The organism is Wylensekiella montiformis (assembly GCF_009697385.1).
In the GTDB taxonomy this organism is placed as follows: Bacteria; Bacillota; Negativicutes; order Selenomonadales; family Selenomonadaceae; genus Selenomonas_A; species Selenomonas_A montiformis.
In genome coordinates this window covers 36,115-48,575 of the sequence record NZ_VUNL01000005.1, presented here as the reverse complement: position 1 = coordinate 48,575, position 12,461 = coordinate 36,115, and the positions used below count along the sequence as shown (strand labels likewise).

17 protein-coding genes and 2 pseudogenes are annotated in these 12,461 nt (G+C 45.2%); all 19 read right to left on the bottom strand.

Features of this window, described 5'->3' with window-relative positions; genetic code table 11:
* Positions 1–7 precede the first annotated feature (7 nt).
* The 19 genes and pseudogenes from FYJ78_RS05600 to FYJ78_RS05530 all read right to left on the bottom strand — a co-directional run bounded on the left by FYJ78_RS05600 (position 8) and on the right by FYJ78_RS05530 (position 12,436).
* Complete coding sequence (locus tag FYJ78_RS05600; RefSeq protein WP_154620426.1) at positions 8–691, bottom strand: hypothetical protein; 684 nt, start codon at positions 689–691, stop codon at positions 8–10.
* Complete coding sequence (locus FYJ78_RS05595) at positions 688–921, bottom strand: hypothetical protein (protein WP_154620425.1); 234 nt, start codon at positions 919–921, stop codon at positions 688–690. Before FYJ78_RS05595 ends, FYJ78_RS05600 begins: the two co-directional genes overlap by 4 nt.
* Positions 922–970: 49 nt before the next feature.
* A complete protein-coding gene (locus FYJ78_RS05590; protein ID WP_154620424.1) occupies positions 971–1,978 on the bottom strand; it encodes an aldo/keto reductase in 1,008 nt (335 codons plus the stop codon).
* Positions 1,979–2,006: 28 nt separating this feature from the next.
* Entirely contained in the window at positions 2,007–2,693 is a 687-nt protein-coding gene (locus FYJ78_RS05585) for a flavodoxin family protein (protein ID WP_154620423.1), read from the bottom strand.
* Entirely contained in the window at positions 2,683–2,916 is a 234-nt protein-coding gene (locus FYJ78_RS05580; protein ID WP_154620422.1) for a hypothetical protein, read from the bottom strand. Before FYJ78_RS05580 ends, FYJ78_RS05585 begins: the two co-directional genes overlap by 11 nt.
* Positions 2,917–2,933: 17 nt before the next feature.
* Positions 2,934–3,485 (bottom strand): flavin reductase family protein, encoded by a 552-nt coding sequence (locus FYJ78_RS05575; protein ID WP_154620421.1) that lies wholly within the window; start codon positions 3,483–3,485, stop codon positions 2,934–2,936.
* Positions 3,486–3,569: 84 nt separating this feature from the next.
* Positions 3,570–3,743 carry a PTS glucose transporter subunit IIA gene (locus FYJ78_RS05570; RefSeq protein WP_328597653.1) on the bottom strand — a complete coding sequence of 58 codons (174 nt, stop codon included), beginning with the start codon at positions 3,741–3,743 and terminating at the stop codon, positions 3,570–3,572.
* Positions 3,744–3,881: 138 nt separating this feature from the next.
* Positions 3,882–4,448: pseudogene (locus tag FYJ78_RS05565) on the bottom strand (recombinase family protein); the annotation flags it as partial.
* Positions 4,433–4,732, bottom strand: a complete 300-nt coding sequence (locus tag FYJ78_RS12940) for a hypothetical protein (protein ID WP_235899903.1) — start codon at positions 4,730–4,732, stop codon at positions 4,433–4,435. The pseudogene FYJ78_RS05565 and the gene FYJ78_RS12940, both read right to left, overlap by 16 nt.
* Before the next feature lie 3 nt (positions 4,733–4,735).
* Positions 4,736–4,879: pseudogene (locus FYJ78_RS12935) on the bottom strand (recombinase zinc ribbon domain-containing protein); the annotation flags it as partial.
* 58 nt (positions 4,880–4,937) lie between these two features.
* Entirely contained in the window at positions 4,938–5,819 is an 882-nt protein-coding gene (locus FYJ78_RS12930) for a recombinase family protein (RefSeq protein ID WP_235899883.1), read from the bottom strand.
* 24 nt (positions 5,820–5,843) lie between these two features.
* On the bottom strand, positions 5,844–6,167 hold the full coding sequence (locus FYJ78_RS12925) for a recombinase family protein (protein ID WP_235899882.1): 324 nt from the start codon (positions 6,165–6,167) through the stop codon (positions 5,844–5,846).
* A gap of 87 nt (positions 6,168–6,254) precedes the next feature.
* A complete protein-coding gene (locus FYJ78_RS12745) occupies positions 6,255–6,416 on the bottom strand; it encodes an SHOCT domain-containing protein (protein WP_195847880.1) in 162 nt (53 codons plus the stop codon).
* A complete protein-coding gene (locus FYJ78_RS05555) occupies positions 6,409–6,801 on the bottom strand; it encodes an RNA polymerase subunit sigma-70 (protein WP_154620420.1) in 393 nt (130 codons plus the stop codon). Before FYJ78_RS05555 ends, FYJ78_RS12745 begins: the two co-directional genes overlap by 8 nt.
* 147 nt (positions 6,802–6,948) lie before the next feature.
* Entirely contained in the window at positions 6,949–8,163 is a 1,215-nt protein-coding gene (locus FYJ78_RS05550; protein ID WP_154620419.1) for a restriction endonuclease, read from the bottom strand.
* Positions 8,160–10,670, bottom strand: coding sequence for a DNA cytosine methyltransferase (locus FYJ78_RS05545; RefSeq protein ID WP_154620418.1), 2,511 nt, complete (start codon positions 10,668–10,670; stop codon positions 8,160–8,162). The genes FYJ78_RS05550 and FYJ78_RS05545 overlap by 4 nt, the downstream gene beginning before the upstream one ends.
* 19 nt (positions 10,671–10,689) lie before the next feature.
* Positions 10,690–10,923 carry a helix-turn-helix domain-containing protein gene (locus FYJ78_RS05540; protein ID WP_235899881.1) on the bottom strand — a complete coding sequence of 78 codons (234 nt, stop codon included), beginning with the start codon at positions 10,921–10,923 and terminating at the stop codon, positions 10,690–10,692.
* A 305-nt stretch (positions 10,924–11,228) separates the two neighbouring features.
* On the bottom strand, positions 11,229–12,059 hold the full coding sequence (locus tag FYJ78_RS05535) for an IS3 family transposase (protein ID WP_328597648.1): 831 nt from the start codon (positions 12,057–12,059) through the stop codon (positions 11,229–11,231).
* Between the two features lie 26 nt (positions 12,060–12,085).
* Complete coding sequence (locus tag FYJ78_RS05530) at positions 12,086–12,436, bottom strand: transposase (protein ID WP_328597647.1); 351 nt, start codon at positions 12,434–12,436, stop codon at positions 12,086–12,088.
* Between the last annotated feature and the right edge of the window lie 25 nt (positions 12,437–12,461).

Genomic DNA, 12,461 nt, shown 5'->3' with positions numbered 1-12,461 from the left:
GGAGTTTTTACTCCCCGCTGAGTTTAGTCGAACTTATCCAGCGCCCCTTAGCATCGGATAAAAACCAGCCACTCTCGGCAAACAACAGGAAGATGCCTGCCTGCGTCAGCGCATAGCCCGCACCATTATAGGAAAGTGCCGGCGTCATGAAGATATGCGCGCCCAGCAGGTGCTCGACGAGCCGATCCTGATGGGCTGCATATATACCAGCTGCTCCTAGCAGGATACAGAGTCCCAGCAGGAGCATTCTTGCGGGCAGTGGTCGCGCGGTGATGCCTGCAGCGTGCAGCCATTTCTGCCACCAAGCCTTCAAGTGCAGACCGAGATGGAGTCCCGCCAGCACGAGGAAGTAACGAGCCGCCGTGCTGTGCAGCTGATAGAGCAAAGGATTGCTGCGCAGCGAGAACGGCACGACATCTGCAAAGAGCTCGCTCGACGTCAGGCAGCCGCTGATGACCGTCAAAAAGCAGGCACCAGCGAGCAGGATGTTCAGCAGGCACCGAAGAGCCCGCGGCTCATTCCACCGCCCGCTTCCAAGCGATGAGACATAGCGGCGGTTGAGTGCGATATGCCAGGCAATCGGCAACAAGAAGGCCACCCCTACAGCTTCATGTACCAGAGGCGGCAGATAGAAGAACATCATCTCTCCGACCAGCAGGACGAGCATCAAAATATCCAGACCGTATCTCATGGCTGCACCTCTCTCGTCTCCCTTACCGAACACTCCCAACCAGCCGGCACAGCCTCCTTCGACAAGCTCTGCTCGACGATTTCCTGCGTCATGCGCACGTAGTCGTCCTCCGAGACATGGCCCTGCCGCAAGACGCACGTGAAGCAGAGCCACGCATAGACGAACCCAAAGAGGATGAATACGCTGGCCAGCCCCCCTTTCCAATCCGATCTTTCCTTCTGCAACATCATATCATCATCCCCCCAGTTTCCTTTCCTCATGGATTCATATATGCTTTTCTTATTCGGTCTTTTCATCGAGCAGAACAACGCCCTGCGGCGGATTCTCAAGGATGGCCCCGACAACCCGGTGTGGAATGTAAGGCTCCTCCAGATAGGCAATGTCCTCTTCGGTCAGCGAGACGGCGAGTGCGCCAACTGCATCATCGAGATACTTCGTCTTTGTCGCGCCGACAATCGGGGTGGCAACACCTTTCGCCCATTCCCAGGCCAGAGCAATCTGTTGCATCTTGATACCATAGCGCTCCGACAGTTCATAGACACGCTCGACAATCTTCATGTCCTCCTGTTCGCTTCGGTCATATTTCCCCATGGCCACGCGGTCGGTCTTGCCACGCAGGGAATCGGAACGCCAGGTCCTGCGCGCCAGATGACCGGCTGCTAGCGAACTGTACGGCATCAATGAAACCTGCATCTGCTTACAGATGGGGATGAGTTCCCGCTCATCTTCGCGGTAGAGCAAGTTGTAGTGGTTCTCCATGACAGAGAACGGCGTCCAACCGTGCTGTTCAGCGATATGCTGCATGTTCATGAACTGGTACCCATACATCGCGGAAGCTCCGATGGCCCGTACCTTGCCGACCCGGACAAGCCCATCCAGGGCTTCCATCGTCTCTTCCATCGGTGTGTCATAATCGAAACGATGGATGATGTAAAGGTCCAGGTAATCCGTGCCGAGGCGTTTCAGGCTGCCCTCGATTTCCCTCTGGATGGCATTCTTTGAGAGACGGCCTTCATTAAAGTAGACCTTCGAGGCCAACACAACTTTATCCCGGGGAATATGATTGCGTTGCAGCGCCCGACCAAGGTACTCCTCCGACGTCCCGCTGCTGTAGCAGTTTGCCGTGTCAAAGAAATTGATGCCAAGGGCCAGCGCGTGGCAGATCACCTGCTCGCTCGCCGCTTCATCGAGCGTCCACGCATGCATCGTCGGCTTGCCAAAGCTCATGCAGCCCAGGCATACGCGCGAAACCTCAATATCCGTCTTGCCCAATCTCGTGTATTCCATATTGCTACTCCTTCATTCACCCTATTACTCAAAGATTCGCCCCCATCTGCTCTGCCATGTCGCCGAACTTCGAGTGCTCAACGAGCGAGCGCGAACCGCAGCCGATGCCGAGGACTTTGCCAACATCCTGCCATTCCATGTAGCGGACCAGTGTATCGTAGTGATCGACGAGTGCCGCCATTGTCCAATCGTCACGGTTGTAAGCCGTCGCCATCAGGATGGACTTCTTGCCGTGGAGCCTTCCAGTCCGCGAGTAGAAACGGTCGATGATGGTCTTGAGCTGTGCCGACATGCCGAAGTAATAAAGCGGCGTCGTCAGTACGAGCAGATCTGCCTCCAGCATCTTCGGCATCAAGCTGTTCTCGATGTCGTCCTTCCAGATGCACGGGCCATCCATATGGCACTGGTCGCAGCCGCGGCACGGATGCGTCTCACTGTTAGCCGCATCAAAAGTGAACACCTCATGGCCGGCCTGTGTTGCTCCTTTTGTGAAGCGGTCAGCCAGATAGATAGAAGTCGACTCATCATGCGGATGCGGACTGCTTGTGATCACGACAATCTTCATTGCTTTCCCTCCCGAAATCTCACCTTTCTCATGCGCTGCCATACCTGAAGCATCCTTTTCCTGTCCCGTCAGTGCCGAAAGGCCACAGCCGCTGAAGAATACCGTCATGGCTCCCATACCGCTCAGTTTCAAGAATTCCCTACGATTCATCAGAGCCGCCCCCTTTCTGCTTCCGCTCAATTTCATAAATCATGTAGTCGATGCAGGAGAGCTTTTCCTGTGCCTCATGCAAGGCTGCCATGAGCTTGCGCCGGTGACGCCTAAGAAAGCAGATGCGCGCGGCATCATCCGGCAACGATACCAGCTCGCTCCGGCAGGCATCTGCCTCGCTGATTCCTTGATGACATCCTCGCTCCATTGATTTCACATCCATACGCTTTCCTCATACCGTCACTGACCGTTGCGATTCATGCGTGCGCAGTCACCGACCTTCTCCCCCGTGACGAAGTACTCATACGTCGGGAATTCGAACAGGACAGGCTTGAACACGTGGTAATCAATCTTGCCTGCTTCGTTGAGGACGGACTCGCTCGCATAGGTGTTATCGATGCGGCAGATGAAATTATCGAATCCATCCAGCTTGTAGTCATCGATGACAGAGCACTCAATCGAGATTTTGGCCTTGTCGATGAGCGGTGTCCCCTGCTCTCCGAGCGTATAGGCAAACGTCCCAGACTTATCGGTCTTGTTCCCGGAAACTACGCCCATATAGTCCGCTTCTTTGAGCCAGCTCTCATCCACGATATTGACCGATACGTTCTTCGTCGCCAGGATTCCTCGATTCGTATAATGGCTCTCGACCATCGAAAGCATCAGGTGGCTGTGTGCCATGATGCCTGCATGCGCGACGAGCGTCCAATTCGGCTTGCCATCGACCATGCTGCCGACAACGATGAGCGGTGCTGGATACAATGCCAAGGCTTTGCCAATATTTCTCTTCATTTCTATTTTCCTCCAAGTTCTTATCTTCGTCTCTTGATACTCTTATCTTACCTGCTCTACATTGAAATGTGAAATGCTTATATCTTAGCTTTCGTCATACATTTTCTCTATAAGATTGCCCTTCTTCACCGGTTGTTCCTGCTTCACGCATGACTTGAAGAATTTCCCGTTCAACTTCACCGTATCGATGCCGATATGGATGAGCAGCTCTTCACCATCCGCAGCACGGATCTCAAAGGTGTCTGTATTTGATACAATCGAACGATAGCAGGGATTCTAAACACCCCCGTGTGCATAGGCAGGTTCACCCTTTTCCTTACAAATCTGCGCCGTCATGGTATACTGGAACAAAAGGAATCTACAACGCTGATTGGCGGCCAAATTCCCATCCGGCCCTTTGTCATAGCCCAGAAAATGCCTGTAGGGAACACTCACCTTGCCATCAGCGAACCGCTTCCGATGACCCCAGGTCACGTTTTCCGAAATGCTCCGGCTTTCTTCCTGTGCCAGGCTGCTCATGATGGTGATGAGGAGTTCGCCCTTGGCATCGAGCGTCCAGATATTTTCCTTCTCGAAATATATCTCGATGCCCTTATCCTTGAGCTTGCGTACCGTTGTCAGGCTGTCTACGGTATTTCTGGCGAAGCGGCTGACTGATTTTGTGACGATGAGGTCAATTTTCCCATCCATGGCATCCCTGACCATCCGCTTGAAGCCATCGCGGTGACGTGTGTTGGTAGCCGAGATGCCTTCATCGGTGTAGATGCCGACGAATGCCCAGTCATTCCTTTCCTTGATGTAATTCGTGTAATAGTCCACCTGTGCGGCATAGCTGGTAACCTGGTCATCATGATCCGTGGAAACCCGGGCATAACCAGCTACTCTCCGCTTCTTCCGGCTGTTAATCGGGGCCGCCGTATAACGGCTGATGGTGGCTGGGATGGCTCTTACTGTCTTTGCCATCGGTTGTCATCTCTCTTCCATTCTTTTTTTAATTCCATCGCCTTTGCTTTCGACTCTGGATCACCATTTTTAGCAAATTGCATAAGTTCACGCATATATGCCCGATAAGCTTTGCTGTGATGATACCCCCGTTTTCTTTCTTGATACGTCCTGATTTCCGTATGTCCATCCTTAAAATAAAACGTTACTGTCCCATTCTGAATAACAGCTTTTTCCAGAAGCTCATCCATTTCCCCTTCATCAAAGAAATCCAAACCCAGTACAGAGGCTGTCAGCTTCTTCATAGTGCTACCTTTGATAGATTCATTGCCACATTTACCGGCACAACGCCAATAACGTTCTTTTTCTCCATCGGCATAGGTAGTTTGCTCGCTCCTGTAATTTTCTCCGCACTTCCCGCATTTGATGAAACCAGTGAACTCATGGAACATGTTCCGGTTGGGGTTCGTACTTTTTAGTTTATGCCGTTCGCCCCATGCTTTCCTGCGCTCACGAGTCCAACAATCCTTCCGTGCCGTGGAAACCCATCGTCTGTCTGGTAATCTGCTCTCCGCTTTCCCTATGGAACACCATCACATGCTGCTCTGGAATCACAATTTTATCCACCCGGCTCAAAAAGATTTTTTCATCGAATTCGGCAAGCCCCAGAACCTTTGTACATTCCCGAACAAGAACCTGATGCGGGATACCGCCTTTCGAACAGCAGGTCCGGCCTTTCTTTTTATGAGAACAACAGCTCCAGTAATCTTCTTCGCTGTTCAGCTTCTTACGGACGGTATGCACAAAACTTTTCCCACAAATACCGCATTTTATTTTACTAGTGAAGCAGCAAGTATTGATGGACCCATTCGCTAAAGCTCCCAGTTTCTTGCGCCGTTCCCGTTCATCCTGCACCTTTTTATAGATTTCCATAGGGATGATGGCTTCATGGGTGTTTTCCACAAAATATTGCGGAAGCTCTCCACGGTTAATCTTCGACTTTCCGGTGATAGGATCCGCAATGTATTCTTTTGGGAACAGCATATTGCCAGTGTAAGTGATATTCTGTAATATCATTCGAATAGACGAGTTGCCGAAATGTTTGCCATTGAAGGACTTCACTCCCTGTTCTTCCAGCTGCTTTTCCGTCGTTTCCGCTGAAACACCTTTCAAAAAATTAGCATAAATGAATCTTACGACAGCCGCCTCTTCCGGCTTAACAACAAGCTGGTTTCCCTTCCAGCGGTATCCATAAATACGGAACCGACCGTTTGGGATGCCTTTTTCAAATCGTTTCTTCACTCTCCATCTGACATTTTCGCTGATGGAACGGCTCTCTTCCTGGGCAAAGGAGGCCAGGATGGTCATCATCAGCTCGCCATCACCGCTCATGGTATGGATATTCTCTTTTTCAAACTAGACTTCGATGCCCAGCTCTTTCAGATGCCGGACGGTACGCAGAAGGTCCACGGTGTTGCGTGCGAAGGGCTGGATGGACTTGGTCAGGATGATGTCTATCTTCCCGGCTTCGGCATCTTCCAGCATCCGCAGGAATTCCTGCCGCTTCTTCATCCCCGTCCCGGAGATGCCATAGTCCGCATAGACCCCGGCGTATTCCCAGTCCGGGTTCTTCTGGATGAGGCTGCTGTAATAACCGACCTGCGCCGAAAGGGAATGGTGCATCTGCTCCGATTCCATGGATACGCGGGCATAGGCTGCGACTTTCTTTCGCTGCTTCAAATTTGGTATGCTTCGTTCAATCTTACGGATAGCCCGCATAGAATCAGCTCCTTTCGACACTATATATCACTCTGTTTGATACAATTATCAAGTGTATAAGTCCCCGGAAAAAGGCTTATAGCGGCGAAGCATCTCCTGCTCGAAGTCCCGGTACTCCTTCCCGGTGATGAGCTTTTCGGCCAGCATCCGCCTTGCCAGATACATCGCCATCTGGAAAGCTGTTTCATTTTGAAACGACCTCTTATCCATGGCGGACACCTCCGAACCGGTATGCAATATAGCATGCGTGGGAGCAGGACTTCCGATGGCTGTTGCCATAGACGGTGAATTCCTTCCCGCAAGCCGGACAGGTATAGTTGTAGACTGCCTTCCGCTTCACCAGCGCCAGATGTGCATTCCACCACTTATTCCGGCAGGCATCGCAGCAGAACCTTTTCCGCTTCCGTCCCGGATTCTGTTCAATCGGCTTTCCGCACTGCTCACAGACTGCCCCCGCTGTACTGGCAGCCAGGCTGTGCCGTCGGCAGAACGACTTCACCGTATTGATGGAAATCTGGAGCCGCGCCGCAATACTGCCATACCCAGCCCCATCCCGGCGTAGGGCAATGATCTGTTGTTTCTGTTCGTCCGTCATGATGGACACCTCCTGAAAATTTAGCTTTCAGGAGTAATAGGACAGAACAGCTATCGTTAAGTACTTCAAAGACAAAAAACGGATGCCCGTGATGAGCATCCGTTAATGAAATGTTATTTGATTTATTATTAAAGCTACCTAGAACTATTATTCATAATTTATTTCTATCCCCTTTATTACAGCATCATAGTCCCCCTCAGGAAGTCCTTCAAAATATTCTGTTGAAAGCCCCCGATCAAGGACAAACATAAAATCTTTAAAATGGTACATTAACGGGGCCCCATCTTCTCTTAAAATATTTTTTCTAATTTTGTCAGTTTTTGTGATAAGCAATAGATATTGAAAGTTTTTGTTTATAGCCCGTGTGTTACCATTAGGGTGAGCTTCTTGCATATGTTGGGCACTCGAAAGTGCTATCAGGTTTTCTAAATAGGTTGCAATTTCTGGATATTCACTTTTAGGGAATATATGATGAATTGCCGAAGCTTTTTGTCCAATTGAAAAACGATCCAAAAATTCTGGTTCGCCATTAAAATACGTGTTAATGAAATACCGCAGATTTTTCATGGCTCGATTGACTTTATAATCATAATCAGGAGTTTCTACAACTTTTGTTCCGTTATAATCTCCTCGTGCAACATTTTTATCTTTACCTGTTAAATCGTCATACCAATTTGTTTTATTATACACAATTTTATCAAAAGTTATAATATTTTTGGAAAGGCGACCTCTTTCAGTTCCTTTTTTTCGGTATTTACAAGCAAGCTGATTCAATACTTTATTAAATATCCGACCGGACTCAACGGTCGTATTAATTGGTGTATACTGTTTACAAAATCTGGTGAAATCATCTTTTACCTTATCATACCAATCTCTGTTTTGCTCATCAAAAAAAGATGCAAAACTATCCCATAGTCCACTATCCTTTAAAGTTTTTTCTATATATAAACATATGAAATCAAATGCGTTTCGTTCTCGTAAAGCAATATATTCAAGTATATCCATATTGGCAACACTGAATTGAATCGTTATCCCTTTCTTTTCTTCATTTAAGACTTTAGCAGCCGCCAACATTTTTAATGGCTGCCTAAAAAATTTATTATATTCATCAAGTGTTGATTTTGTAGTTGGATTTGGCTTCCCAAAAAGTTTCATTACATTTTCAATAGAGTATTGACTATGCCATATTTCTGGAGACTCAAAAGGTTGAGTCCCCCCATTATGTAGGTAATCTACAACACAGTCAGCAACAAAGCAAACTGCATCAAATGCGCACTTCTGGTCAATCCATCTACCATTCTTACTCTTTCGGATATCATAATCACTTTGATTTAAAAATTCTTCTATCAATCCGTTTGTCATTTTTTCACCCCATAGAAAAAAACGCTGTTTGCATCAACATTTATTGATTGTGTTGAAAGATTGCGTGCGATCTTATAGAATTTCCTGTATTCATCGCTTGAAAAAAAATTTAATTGCTCTTGCGATAGATGTATTTTTTCTTTCGGTATAAGGACCGCCACTGACCCATCTGGAATTGTATTGGGTACATTGCGGATTACACGTGGGTTGTATGTCATATTAGGTGTTAGGTATATTGACACGTCATTCAAATACCGACTTATGGATAGTTTTTCGCATATATCAGGTGCTATGTATGTATCATAACCTTGAATATTTTCAATTGTTCCGTCATCCTTTATGTTGCGAGCCTTTATAACTCTTATAAATCCAGGCTTAGGAATTTGAGTCGTGTTTTTCTTCGTTATTTGACGGTCTCGTACTACATTAAAAACCCCAAACTGAAGCTCATTAGCAACTTTATCGAAATCATCATTCCGGTAAATTAAGAAATAGGGGAATTTTTCATCCGTAATTTTTGCTTGTTGTTGTCTCATTCTGAAATTATATTTCATGTTATATACAAGCGTATCTTTGGGTCTTAATTTAGGCCATATCATAATGCACATTGTCTCTATTGAAAGCCCTGTAAACCCGTATCTTCCAAAATCGATAATGTTAGATATTCTCATTTTACGTAATAAGTTTCTTGTCGAATCAAACTCAGAAGATGAAAGTAATGTTTTATTTAAAACCAATGCTGTACAATCTGCAATACGAAGGCATTTTTCTAGAAAAATTTCTGAAAGATTTTTAGTTACTTTATTTATATTTTTCATTAACACAGCTTTCAGTTCATGGGATGGTTGTTTTATTTTTGAATATGGTGGATTCCCTATCGCCAAATCATAACACTTCGGCGTTCTCATTGTTAGAAAGTCATCGTTAATTATATTTATTTTAAAGTTATCAGGAATATTAATATATTTAAGCAAGAGATTTAACGTATTGATACTGAATCCATCTATATCAACCACATCTATAATAACACTGGTCTTATCCTCATATCGCTTAATCAAAAAAGGAATGAAATTCCCTGCTCCCACTGATGGTTCAATTACATGAATAGTATCTTTCTTAAAGTCAGGCAAAATATCCATGATTTCATTTACGATAAACTTATTGGTATAATAAGCCGCGTTTTCATCCCGCTTAGCATTGCACAATTCAACAATTCTTTGTAACTCAGGAAGCGCTAGATGTTCAGGATTCTCCGTAATGAAATTTTCTAACATTTCTTTTGAATTTAAAGAATATTTACTAATGAACTTATTAATGGCTACACTTCCTACTTTTCTGTGTTCAAGTTCTTTAGATATATTTGCCGCTATTTGCTGCATAATTACTGTAGGCACAGCTTCCCCTAAACATTGACGAATGTTCATTTCGTTTGCTTTGTATACGGCTCGCTTATCCTTTAACGAAAGATTATTTAATTCTTCTAATGATTTATCAACCCATTTAAAAATTTTCGGTACATTCATCATTTCCATTAGTTCTCTAATCGAGAAAACTCTATCTTCAACAGGATGAACGGTATTTTGTGCAGCAAGCTGGTCGTTCCGCGTATGTACACATTGAACAAACCTATCCCATCTTTGCCTAGTATATTTATCACGGCTTTTTTGTACATTCTCCACAAATTTCCCATTGATAATCCTATGTGGCCTTTTTAAAGGATCTTCATTATTGAAAGCACATTCTCCTTCTTTTAAATCATGTATCCAAGGTCTCATTCTTTCATCATAGACTCTAAATGCATGATAAAAATCATTAGGGCAAATTTCTCCCCAGGATAATGGTGGAAAATCGCCTATAACCATTCTCAGGTTTTTTTCTGGTTGAAATTTTGGAAAAACATCATAAGGCGTAAAAATATTGCGATATTCTCTATCAATACCCACTACCAAAGTTCTTGTCCGAGAAGAATTGGCTCCATAATTCATGAAATTTAATACTCTACCAGTTATAATATAATCTTTACCTAATATTTTTCTTATATAATCACCGATACGAAATGCCTTATCATCTTTTGTTATGCAAAAAGTTTCTTGAAACCCCTTTACGTTTTCAAAGACAAAAACTCGAGGTTTTATTTTTTTTATAATTTCTATCGATTCAATAACTAAGCTGTTTCGGTTTAGATCTTTATCATTTTTTTTATGGTTGATAAGAGAAATCCCCTGGCATGGTGGTGTTGCAATAATAACATCCACCCTGTCATTTCCCCTTTTTTTCCATTTGTTCATTTCTTCGTAAATTTTCTCTTTTATGTCTAGTTTTGTTAAATCTCCTGCAATATAACCAGAATCAAACTCGCATTTATGATTAAATTTTTGTACTTGCAATCGTCTTTCTATTATTTCATTTGTTGCAATACAATGGTAGTTTTCTTCTTGAAAGCCATAGCAACCAACCCCGGCTGAACTAAATAAGCTTATATAAGTGAGTTCTTTATTCTTTAACATGAATGACCTCTCATAAAAATTATTTTTTGGTGGACGAAATTTCAACAATATCATCTAAGCCACAATGCAAAGCTTCTGCAATCTTACAAAGAGAATCCATTGATATCGTTTCATTTCTCCCCATCTTTGCTAAAACATTTGTACTTATTCCAGCCATAAGTCTCATCTGTGTCTTATTGATATTGCGGTCAATAAGAATTTTCCATAATTTATTGTAACTAACAGTCATAGCAACCCCGCGTATTAAATTCATTCTCAACGCATTTCTAAAATCACGACATAATGATATATTATCATGTTTTCTTCATTAATTCAAGGTTTATGGTTTTCCCTTACATGATACATAAAAAGCCGGTACAGAACATCCCTCCCGATGCCCCATACCGGCTTTTTTTCATGCAATCTTCTGTTTTACATCAGCCTGCACTTGTCAACAAAAATTGGACACAAACTAAAAAAATCAGGCATAAAAAACGAATCGTTGTACAAGATTCATCAACTTTTCTGACATCCTTCAAGCTTGTTAGACAAACCATGCCATCGATAATGCAGACGAGATCAGCAGATGGGCGTGTGACGTTCCCGATACTGCTTCGGCGTCAGGTAGCCTAAGGAATAGGCTGGCCTCTGTTCATTGAAGAAAAGAATGTAGTCATCCACCTCTTCCTTGACCGGTTTCTCGCCGGTCACATGCAAGTCCATGAACAGCTCCGCCTTGATCCATCCATTGATGGACTCCATAGCGGCATTGTCTGTGGGGGTCCCGGCACGTGACATGGATCGGGTGATGCCGTACATGGGCAACAGCTCGTTGTAGGCTTTGGAGGCGTAGACCGATCCCTGGTCAGAATGGAGAACCATTTGGTGCTCCGGATGCCGTTTTTGCCACTCAATCAGATTTTCCAGTCCGCTGATGTAAGTCATGCGATCACCGCGTTTTGCAGAGAGGGAATGACTGACAATCTCATTGTTCCATAGATCCATATAAAGAGTCAGTTCATGGTAGATGCCTTTCACATAAAAAGCGGTCATATCACTCACGATGCACTGCATTGGCCCATCGATCTGCATTTCAGACATGAGCAGGTTGGGAAATATCCGCGCTGGATCGCCAGCCTTCTTGTACCTGTAGTGCTTGGATTTGCTCTTAATTCCCGCAATCCTACAGCATTTGTGGGCATAGGGATCGGACAGGACAATCTCTTTGTCCAACCGTATCTTGACGTTCAGCCAGCGATAGCCGTGCGATGGATACTTCCAATGGTACTCCTGGAACAGCAGGACGTTGCTCAAAAGGCGCTTTTCTTTGCCCGACGGCTGAGAAAGATGTTTTTCCCAAGCGTAGAAACTGCTCCTCTGGATGCCCATTGTCTTGCAAAGAAGCTTCACCGGAATTTCTCCGGATAGTTCCATGATTACTTGATAATCTTGTTGCCGTACAGAATTACAGTACCATCCCTCTTCACCTCGTAGCCTTTTTTTAGCCGTGCCTCGGTTATCTTGGCCTTGATTAGTTCCTGGATAAGTTCTTCCTTTGTCATCGCCTTCAGTTCATCCAGCTCTGCCGGAGCTTTCTTGAACGAGGGCGCACAGATGCTTCTTCGTCCCTGCTTGGGCGGCAACTGGTTGGCATCCCGGTACATTCTCATGTAATTCCGTGCCGTCTGCTCATTGATACCGTATTCCTCTGCAGCTTCATACCGGCTGATTTCGCCGTCGTAAATGCGGCGGCCAATGTCCAATCTCTGTTCTTTTGTGTACTTCACGGCAAACCTCCTGTCCTGTGAGGGA

Bases quoted from the DNA above. Each gene is read 5' to 3' on its own strand.
- FYJ78_RS05600 (WP_154620426.1), bottom strand. From the start codon at position 691: ATGAGATACGGTCTGGATATTTTGATGCTCGTCCTGCTGGTCGGAGAG.
- FYJ78_RS05595 (WP_154620425.1), bottom strand. From the start codon at position 921: ATGATGTTGCAGAAGGAAAGATCGGATTGGAAAGGGGGGCTGGCCAGC.
- FYJ78_RS05590 (WP_154620424.1), bottom strand. From the start codon at position 1,978: ATGGAATACACGAGATTGGGCAAGACGGATATTGAGGTTTCGCGCGTA.
- FYJ78_RS05585 (WP_154620423.1), bottom strand. From the start codon at position 2,693: ATGAATCGTAGGGAATTCTTGAAACTGAGCGGTATGGGAGCCATGACG.
- FYJ78_RS05580 (WP_154620422.1), bottom strand. From the start codon at position 2,916: ATGGATGTGAAATCAATGGAGCGAGGATGTCATCAAGGAATCAGCGAG.
- FYJ78_RS05575 (WP_154620421.1), bottom strand. From the start codon at position 3,485: ATGAAGAGAAATATTGGCAAAGCCTTGGCATTGTATCCAGCACCGCTC.
- FYJ78_RS12940 (WP_235899903.1), bottom strand. From the start codon at position 4,732: ATGAAGAAGCTGACAGCCTCTGTACTGGGTTTGGATTTCTTTGATGAA.
- FYJ78_RS12930 (WP_235899883.1), bottom strand. From the start codon at position 5,819: ATGAGCGGTGATGGCGAGCTGATGATGACCATCCTGGCCTCCTTTGCC.
- FYJ78_RS12745 (WP_195847880.1), bottom strand. From the start codon at position 6,416: ATGGATAAGAGGTCGTTTCAAAATGAAACAGCTTTCCAGATGGCGATG.
- FYJ78_RS05555 (WP_154620420.1), bottom strand. From the start codon at position 6,801: ATGACGGACGAACAGAAACAACAGATCATTGCCCTACGCCGGGATGGG.
- FYJ78_RS05550 (WP_154620419.1), bottom strand. From the start codon at position 8,163: ATGACAAACGGATTGATAGAAGAATTTTTAAATCAAAGTGATTATGAT.
- FYJ78_RS05545 (WP_154620418.1), bottom strand. From the start codon at position 10,670: ATGTTAAAGAATAAAGAACTCACTTATATAAGCTTATTTAGTTCAGCC.
- FYJ78_RS05540 (WP_235899881.1), bottom strand. From the start codon at position 10,923: ATGAATTTAATACGCGGGGTTGCTATGACTGTTAGTTACAATAAATTA.